Origin of the sequence: Bradyrhizobium sp. Cp5.3, from assembly GCF_000426265.1 — a bacterium.
In the GTDB taxonomy this organism is placed as follows: Bacteria; Pseudomonadota; Alphaproteobacteria; order Rhizobiales; family Xanthobacteraceae; genus Bradyrhizobium; species Bradyrhizobium neotropicale.
Window position 1 is genome coordinate 20,026 of the sequence record NZ_AUFA01000058.1, and the last position, 7,194, is coordinate 27,219.

A 7,194-nucleotide genomic window follows, 5' to 3' on the forward strand; every position below is an offset into this window, starting at 1 on the left:
TTTCAGAAGCCGGCTGCAATGCCGTCGCGCCGTGGATCGGATACCGCGCAATAGACACCGCCAGTCCGGCCGATGAGTTGCGCCGAGCCAAAGGTCAAATGACCGCTTGGCAACATCTGAATGCGGTGGCCACGCACTATAAGCTCGTCCGCGATGCCTGCGGGCAAGTGCGCCTCGAGGTTCACGGCGCCATCCGCTGGCGACAGCATGAAACGCGGCGCATCGCAGATGGATTGCGGATCTTGATCGAAATCTGCGAGTCGGCTCAGAAATTGTAGATGTCCCTGCGTCTGCATGGCTGCGCCCATCACGCCGAACGACCAAACCGGAGCGCCGTTTCGCGTCACGAAACCGGGAATGATGGTGTGCAAGGGCGCCTTTCGCGGGCCGACCTCGTTAGGATGACCACGCTCCAGAGTGAAGTTCGCTCCGCGGTTGTGCAGGGCAATGCCCGTTCCGGGCACCACCAACCCCGACCCGAACGCCCAGTAGTTCGACTGGATCAAGGAGACCATGAGGCCCGATGCATCGGCAGCGGTCAGATAGACTGTCCCGCCAAGCCGCAACTTGCCCGGCAGGGGTGCCCCTGCGCGGCGCAGATCGACCAGCTGCGCGCGCCGCGCCAGATAATCCCGATCGAGCAACGACGAGACGGGGACGCGCATGGTCTGCGGGTCAGAGACGTGCGCATAAAGATCGGCGAACGCCAGCCGCACCGCCTCGATCTGGACGTGATACGCATCGAGACTGTCCCGTCCCATCGCCCTGACATCGAAGTTCTCCAGAATGCCCAGCGCCATCAGCGCTGCGATGCCAAAGCCATTCGGGGGCAATTCATGCAGCGTATAACCCCGGTATTGCAACGACAGCGGCGTGCACCATGTCGGCTGGTGCGCGGCGAGGTCATCGAGGCTGAGGCAGCCTCCGGTCCGTTCGGAAAATGACACGATGGCTTCCGCAAGTGCGCCACGGTAAAAAGTCTCGCCCTGCGTCTCGGCGATTGCCTTTAGCGAGACGGCATGGCCCGGAGCGCGCCATACCTCGCCGACGGCCGGTGAGCGGCCGTCGATCAGGAAGGTTTCCGCGAAACCGGGCTGATCACTGACGAGGGCAGCGAGCTCCTCCCAGACCGATGCAACAAACGGCGAGACGGGAAAGCCGCGCTCGGCGTAGTCGACTGCAGGGCCAAATAGCTGCTGAAACGGTAGCTTCCCGAAACGCTTCGACAGCGCAGTCCAACCCGCGACCTGACCGGGTACGGTTACGGTATCCCATCCCTTCATCGGCATCTGATCGTATTTGTCGAAGCGAGACCGATACCACGCGGCTGGCGACTGGCCTGTCGAATTCAGCGCGTGAAGCTGCTTGCCGTCCCAGACGATGGCGTACAGATCGCCGCCGATGCCATTCATCGTCGGCTCGACCACCGTGAGCGTCGCCGCCGCCGCTAGCGCCGCGTCCACGGCATTGCCGCCAGCCAAGAGCATGCGAAGCCCGGCCTGCGCGGCCAGCGGCTGCGAGGCGGCAACGGCGTTGGACGCAAGGAGCGGAATTCGAGCCGTGGGATAGCGAGATGCGGACACGTTCATTTCACCACCCTACTCTCAGACCACGCGTCACGATTCAGCGGACGACCGGTTTTTCGCGAACGGCGGTCAGCCGAGCGCGGCCGCTTAGACCAAATCGAGCAATTCCGCTGGAAGACCCAGTTTGGTCAGAACCTGCGCATAAGATCTTTTTGGTGCGCGAACATCGAAATGCACCGTCGACATACCGATTTTCTCTGCGCCATCGATGTTTCGCTGCTGATCGTCGACAAAGACACACTGGTCGGCAGACAGCTTCAGCGCCGCCAGGCACAGTTCATAAGCGCGGGGATCGGGCTTCAGGATGCCCGTGTAGGTCGCGTCGACGACTACCTCGAAGCCGCTCAGCAACGGAAAGCGGCTGGTGAATCCCTTGCCGTAAAAGAGATCGAGCTCATTGGAAAGGATCGCAAGCCGCTTGCCGGCGGAGGCCGCCGCCTCGATCGTTCTCACCGCTTCCGGTCGCATGACCGATATGGGGTCGTTCCCCCGGGCGCGGCGGACGAAGTCGCTCATTTCCCAATGTTCACCGAACAGCCTGCTGATTTCGGCGATACGGATGTTCCAGTATTGGCGCTCAGTGATGCGATTTTCCTGCATATCGACCCACAAAGGATCGGACGCGGGATCGAACGGCCCCCGCCATGTCAAGCTACCGGGAGGCAGTCCGAGCGCCTGCTCGGTAATGTGATGGGTCTCAAACAGGGTTCGTGAAATGACGCCCCCGAAATCGAGAACGAGGGCCCGCTTCTCTGTCATCATTAGAGTAAGATCCGTCAGACCTGCGACAGGCGCACCGAGGACTCCGCAACGCCCTGCGGAATGATCCCTTGCTTCACCCAGTCATCGAATGTCGTCATCACGGCGTCGGTGAACTGAACATCATTGATGTGCGCATCCAGTTCGGCGACATCCACGGAAGGGCCGAGAGCACTGATAAATTCCTCGACGAAGGCTTGATGTGCTGCTGGCGCATGCAGTGGCTGCCCCTTGCGATCCCACTCCTGGATGCCCTCGCGCGGCACGATCACTTTCACCTTGCCGCGGGATGATGTCAGTTTGCGAGCAATGGTGCGCGCCACGGCGCGACGTTCCGGTGCAGTCGAGACCACCGATGCAATCAAGCGGTTATGCGTATGTCGTGCCCGACCGGCATAAGCCGGCGGGGGTGCCTTCCACGACGGAATGTCGATCATGTCGATCGCGCCAGGTGCAACGATTTGGGGAATCCCCATCCGCCCGGCATTTTCCAATCGATCCTCTCCTGCCGTCACAATCGAGCAATGAACATCGTTGGCGACCTCCTGCAGGCAGAGATCGAGAACCGCCACAAATCTGTTCTGCGCCGCCAAAGATTCGAGCGCGCGACCACCCATCCCGGTCGCATGGAACACTGCGACCTCATAGCCGCGTTGCTCAAGCGCCGGCTTCAGCGCGATGATGTAGCGCAACGCGCTCGTGCCAAGCGAACTGATGCCGATGATCGGCCTGTCCGGCGCGACTGGCGTGGCGTTCCGGCATGCTCCCAGCACGGCATTCGCAGCGATCCGAAGCGACGATCTGCACAGATTGTTGAGGCCGTACAGTCCGCCCGCCCACAGGATGGCCATCAGGTCGGGGGCTAACCGCTCAGGCGGGATGAGAGGGGAGAAGGAAACCGTCGAAATCAAGAACTTCGGAACGCCGACCGGCAGAGCGGCGGTAACATCCAAGGCAAGATCGGTGCCCATCGTTCCGCCAAGAACGAGGACGCCGTGGACCCGGCATTCCCTGAACGACTTCAGCGTCAACGCGATGGCTCCGCGCGTCATCGCCTGCATCGCGACGTTCTCGTCCGCAGAAGCAGCAACCTGTTCGAGAGTGAGGCCGGCCGCCGCGGCCACCTCCCTGTTGGTGATGTTGACCGCGAAGTGCTTGTGATCACGGACCCCGACATCCATGATGACGGCCCTTCCGCCCGCATCCACGATACAGTCGCGCAGAAATGCGAGTTCGTCAGGCTTGGTATCGACGGTGCCGATAAGCAGCACGCTGTGCAGGAAGGTTTCGTTTCGTGAATTCATGGGAGATGAGATCTCAACTCAGACGGATTGGTCCAATTCGAAAACGCACGAACATGTCTCGGGCCCCATCAAATCCGATCTCCCGACATGTGAGCGAACGGTCATCAGTCTCGGTGAAAAAAGGACTGGCGCGGCTTCGCGTTCCGCGCGGCAGGCGAGCTTGAACAATCCAGCATATCTCCACCCAACTACCTTCGGGTTAGAATGTTTCATTGTCAACAAAAAAGTCGCAATTGATGTCCTGGCCATGGGTCGTCAGCAGAACGTGGCTAGGACGGGCCGATAGCTGCTAAGTGCCGCTTGGTCGTTCGTTGGCCGTTTCGGTTTGACCATCCGGTAGGCGACTGGTCGCAAGACGGCCGCTTCTCGCACGGCACGAAGCGCGGCGGCTCAGCCGATCAGCTTGTTCAACGAGCTATGAGCTTCGGCAGATCTAGCCTGCGGCGATCTTGGCTGCTTCCGCCGCAGCCCGCTGCATGCTGGTGGACATCTCGCTGGTCACTGTGCTCTGCTCTTCGACGGCGGCTGCGGTCGATGTCACGTACTCGCTCACGCTGCTGATCGCGAGCTTGATTTGCTCCAGCGCATCCACCGCATCTCCCGAGATGCTGTTGAGGCTGCTGATTTCGGTACCGATCTTGTCCGTGGCGGACTTGGCTTGGGTCGCCAGACTCTTCACCTCGGACGCAACGACGGCAAAGCCGCGGCCGGCCTCGCCGGCGCGCGCGGATTCGATCGCGGCGTTGAGCGCAAGCAGATTGATCTGGCCGGTGATATTGTTGATCAGACCAGCGCTGCACCGAGGCGCAAGGCTATTTTATTGCCCGGCCTCAGCCGGTAGCAGGGCTGACGCGCCTGCTCGATGCCGCCACAGTGGCTGCGTGACCGATCCGTCGGATCCTGGCGGTCAGAACTGTCCGGCCAGCGTCAGGCGGAAGGCCAGCGGTTCGACCGGGTGCAGCACGTCATCCATCACGCCATTGCGGCAGACGGCACTTGGAGCGACCTGCACGGGATAGCAGAGACTGTAGAGCGTGTCGGTCTTGAGCAGCGAACCATAAGCATACGTGATCTGGCTCGCCCTCGCATTGAAGAGATTGAGCACGTCGAGCTGGATACGCCAGCCATTGTCCGCGCTATAGCCGAGGCGGGCATTGACGATGCTGGTCGGTTGCGAACGAAATGCATTGTCTTCCGTCAGCGGGCTTGGTCCGAGGTAACGAAAGCGCGCGCCGCCGAACCAGCCGGTCTTCTCGCCGAGGGTAATGCCGGCAGAGGCGATCATCGCAGGTGCATTCGGGATGTAGTTGCCAGGCGCGTTGCCGATCTGCGCGACGGGAAATCCGGCAAGCGATGCGTAGACCGCGGCCTGGTCTTCGTCAGAGCCGCGAAATCGGGCATGCGTCATCGCGAGATCCGCGTCGATGTCGATCCACGATCTTGGGCGATAGTGGTTGGTCCACTCGAAGCCGTAACGGCGGCTTGCACGGGTTGCAGCCGTATCGCCGGCATCGCCGCTGAACAGGATCTCCGAATCCTGGTCGAGGATGAAGACGCTGAGCGACGTATCGAGATCCGCCATGAGCTTGCTGCGCACGCCGACCTCTGCACCCTTCGTGCGTACCAGGAGCGGCGCCGGCGAGAGCTTGCTGGCAGGGTCGAGCGGCTCTTCGGTCGTCGTCGCGCCGCGCGCACCGTTGCTGTGCATGCCGTATCCGGCGCCGAGGAAGAACTCCGTCCTATTGAACGGACCCAGCACCACGCGGAGCTTGGGACTGCCGATGCCGGCGTTGACGCGACCGGAATTGCTGGAGTCGAACAGCGAGTTCACGCCGGCTGCATAATAGTCGCCGCGCCAGCCGGCGGAGGTGCGAAGCCAGTCGGTCCAGCGCAGGGTGGATTCGGCATAAAGGCCGACGCTCCCCTCGCCGACCTTGTCGCTGCAAATGTTGGAGAGAAAGCCGCGGTGGAAGGTGTTGGTGAGCGCAAGATCAATCGCGTCATAGCGCGATTGCAATCCGAAAGCGGTTTGCAGCGGCAGCCCGGCGAAAGATCCATTGAGCGTCCGCGCAATGTTGGCGCCGGCCATCAGCCTGTCGTCATGCTGGTGAAACTGATCGCCAAGCACGGGATTGCCGAGGACATAGGTAAAGTTGTTGTAGAGATCGAGCTGGCTCTTCACGACATAAGCATTGGCCTTCCATGACCCTGCCTCATCGCGTTGCGCCGCGCGCGCCGACAAGGCAAAGCGGTTGCTGTTACCTCCGTCGCTTGTGTCTTCCGAGCCGAAGCGGCCAATGAGCCCGGAATTGATCGCGCGCTGCGGGATCTGGTCGGTCGAGCTCCATTTATTGGAATAGGCCGTGCCGGTGATGGACACACCGTCGGTCGCTGTTCCCTGGTTGTAGCGCAAAAGCCCGTTCAGCTTGCGCACATTGTCCGGATTGTCCCACGGACCATTGTAGGTGCCGGCTTCGCCTGCAACGAGCAGTGCGCCCTCGCCGAGCTTTGCTGAATCCATGCTCAGCAGGCGGCGATAGCCGAAGCTGCCTACGGTCATTTGCGCGAGCCCTTTGACGGTTCGGTCGATCAGGCCGAGATGCACGCTGCCGACCGACGCGAAGTCGCCTCATCGGCGAAGTAAGGCCCCATGCGCACCTTCATCGCAGCGATGGTCTCCGGAATCAGCCAGTTGAGATCGGCGTAGCCCTGACCATGCGCATGGGTGCGCATGTTGACCGGCACGTCGTCGACATAGATCGCAAGATCGGTCCCATGGTCGAGGTTAAAGCCGCGCAGAAAATACTGGTTGGCTTTACCCTCGCCGGAGTGCTGGGTCACGATCAGTCCCGGTACGGCTTCGAGCAATTCACCGGGCCGCGCCACAGGCCGCGTTCGCAGCTCATCGCCCGACGTAATGATTTGGCTCGCCGTGGTCGGGGACGCCGGCGATCCGGAGGTAGCCCCGTGGGCGGCCGGCTCGGAAGCAGAGGCGGGATGCACAACGGGTTGGAGGTTGCCACCAGGTCGTTTCCTTGTGCCATGGGGCACGCGAGACCTCCGCCGCTGTACCGTCTCCTCGCGCGTGACCTCGACGGGGGGCAGTTCGTGGACCACCTGATTCAGCTCGGCGATCGCTCGATCCGCATTCGCTAGCGCGGGGAGTGCCCCCAACACGATCGGAGTGCAGCATCTTTCAATTACCCATAATCTTTGCCTCGATCGCGGCTCCCAATTCGATATCGGTCAGCCGCGATAGTCCGCGCCAGATGACGGTATTTCCTGGAGGAGGATCGTTGGCTCGGGCTAAGTATCCTCCGAGCCGCGCGATCTTGACGACATAGTGCGAGAGCGTACCCCGTCGAGGGCGATCGCCACCCTTGTCTTTCACCAAATGATCAAGAAGCCTGAGTTCGGAATCTGTCAGCGCCGTCTGCGGTAGGGCATTCGGTGAGGAACGATTGAGCATCGTCATCCAGAAGACGCGCCAACTTACAATACAAAAAACGGCGATCAGATTGACCAAACGCTCAGCGGTTCGCAAC

Annotated in this window: 3 protein-coding genes and 3 pseudogenes; all 6 read right to left on the reverse strand. The window is 61.4% G+C overall.

The window, feature by feature from the left end:
• Nucleotides 1-2 precede the first annotated feature (2 nt).
• Nucleotides 3-1,487, reverse strand: coding sequence for a gamma-glutamyltransferase family protein (locus tag K289_RS0137095; protein ID WP_371260898.1), 1,485 nt, complete (start codon nucleotides 1,485-1,487; stop codon nucleotides 3-5).
• 186 nt (nucleotides 1,488-1,673) lie between these two features.
• On the reverse strand, nucleotides 1,674-2,345 hold the full coding sequence (locus K289_RS0137100; RefSeq protein ID WP_027556033.1) for an HAD-IA family hydrolase: 672 nt from the start codon (nucleotides 2,343-2,345) through the stop codon (nucleotides 1,674-1,676).
• Nucleotides 2,346-2,362: 17 nt separating this feature from the next.
• Nucleotides 2,363-3,649 (reverse strand): Tm-1-like ATP-binding domain-containing protein, encoded by a 1,287-nt coding sequence (locus tag K289_RS0137105; protein WP_027556034.1) that lies wholly within the window; start codon nucleotides 3,647-3,649, stop codon nucleotides 2,363-2,365.
• Between the two features lie 433 nt (nucleotides 3,650-4,082).
• Nucleotides 4,083-4,436: pseudogene (locus K289_RS0137110) on the reverse strand (methyl-accepting chemotaxis protein); the annotation flags it as partial.
• Nucleotides 4,437-4,556: 120 nt separating this feature from the next.
• Nucleotides 4,557-6,571, reverse strand: a pseudogene (locus K289_RS46590) (TonB-dependent receptor).
• Nucleotides 6,572-6,845: 274 nt separating this feature from the next.
• Nucleotides 6,846-7,194 (reverse strand): annotated as a pseudogene (locus K289_RS49525) (IS4 family transposase); the annotation flags it as partial.

Coding starts and splice junctions, on each gene's coding strand:
- K289_RS0137095 (WP_371260898.1), bottom strand. CDS start 1,487: ATGCTCTTGGCTGGCGGCAATGCCGTGGACGCGGCGCTAGCGGCGGCG.
- K289_RS0137100 (WP_027556033.1), bottom strand. CDS start 2,345: ATGACAGAGAAGCGGGCCCTCGTTCTCGATTTCGGGGGCGTCATTTCA.
- K289_RS0137105 (WP_027556034.1), bottom strand. CDS start 3,649: ATGAATTCACGAAACGAAACCTTCCTGCACAGCGTGCTGCTTATCGGC.